Below are 1,362 nucleotides of genomic sequence, written 5' to 3'. Positions count from 1 at the left end.
CGAGGGTTAGTCGGTCTTGGTTTGGCTGTTGGGTGGGGTGATCCTCGCGAGGTAGTCGGCGAGGGACTTAAGGATCTCGTCGGCGGTCTTGGTCCAGGTGAATGGTCTGGGATTCTCGTTCCAGGTGTCGATCCAGTCGCGGATGTCGTTCTCGAGGGCCTTCACGGAGGTGTGGACGCCGCGGCGGATGAGTTTGTCCGTCAGCAGGCCGAACCACCGCTCGACCTGGTTGATCCATGAGGAGCCGGTCGGTGTGAAGTGGACGTGGAAGCGGGGGTGTCGGGCGAGCCACTGCTGGATCTCGGGGGTCTTGTGGGTGACGTAGTTGTCACACACCAGGTGGACGTCGAGTGCGGCGGGCACCGCCTTGTCTATCGTGACCAGAAACTTCTTGAACTCCCTGGCACGGTGGCGGCGGTGGAGTTCGCCGATGACGGTGCCATCAGCGATGTTGAAGGCGGCGAACAGGCTGGTGATGCCGTGCCGGAGGTAGTCGTGGGTACGCCGCTCGGGCATGCCGGGCATCATCGGCAGCACCGGCTGTGAGCGGTCCAACGCCTGGATCTGGCTCTTCTCGTCGACACATAACACCACTGCCTTCTCAGGCGGGTTGTGATAGAGACCGACGACATCGACGACCTTGTCGACGAACTGCGGGTCGGTGGAGAGCTTGAAGGCATCCTGCAGGTGCGGCTTGAGGTCGAACTTCTTCCAGATCCGCCCGATGGTGGACTTCGACAGTCCGGTGCGGGCGGCCATGGAAGCGCGCGACCAGTGGGTGTCCTTGCCTGGCGCGGATTCCAGGGTGGCGACGATGACGTCTTCGACCTGGTCGAGCAGGATCGAGGGCGGGCGGCCGGTGCGTGGTTCGTCCTGCAGGCCGTCGAGGCGATCGACCACGAAGCGGGCCCGCCAGCGGTCCACGGTCGACTGGTCCACCCCCAGATCGGCTGCGACTTGCTTGTTCGTCACGCCCTCGGCGCACCGCAGCACGATCTTCGCTCGCAGCGCGAGGTACTGGGCGGTCTTCGCCCGCCTCGACCAGCGAACCAGCTGGGCCCGCTCGCCCTCGGTCAGGACCAGCTCAGACTTCGGCCGGCCGATGGGGCCCTCGTCCTCAAGCCCCGCCAGCCGCTCAGAGGCGAACTTCCCGCGCCACTTGCGGACCGTCTTCACGCCGGCGCCGACAACCTGCGCAGCACCCGCATTCGACATCCCGTCGGCGCACGCCAGGATGATTCGGGCCCGCTCAGCCGTGCGCCGGTCCGGCAGCCCCGCCCGGCGCACAAGTTCGACACGCTCGTCCTCGGAAAGAACGATCTCCACAGCAGCAGGACCTCGATGCGCCACGGAAAGAAGGTA

Annotated in this window: 1 protein-coding gene; it reads right to left on the bottom strand. The window is 65.6% G+C overall.

The window, feature by feature from the left end; translation table 11 throughout:
• Window positions 1–6: 6 nt before the first annotated feature.
• Window positions 7–1,326, bottom strand: coding sequence for an IS630 family transposase (locus ACGFZN_RS39945; protein WP_393863396.1), 1,320 nt, complete (start codon window positions 1,324–1,326; stop codon window positions 7–9).
• Between the last annotated feature and the right edge of the window lie 36 nt (window positions 1,327–1,362).

Origin of the sequence: Streptomyces sp. NPDC048192 (assembly GCF_043202415.1) — a bacterium.
Classification (GTDB): Bacteria; Actinomycetota; Actinomycetes; order Streptomycetales; family Streptomycetaceae; genus Streptomyces.
This window is presented reverse-complemented; position numbering and strand designations above follow the sequence as displayed.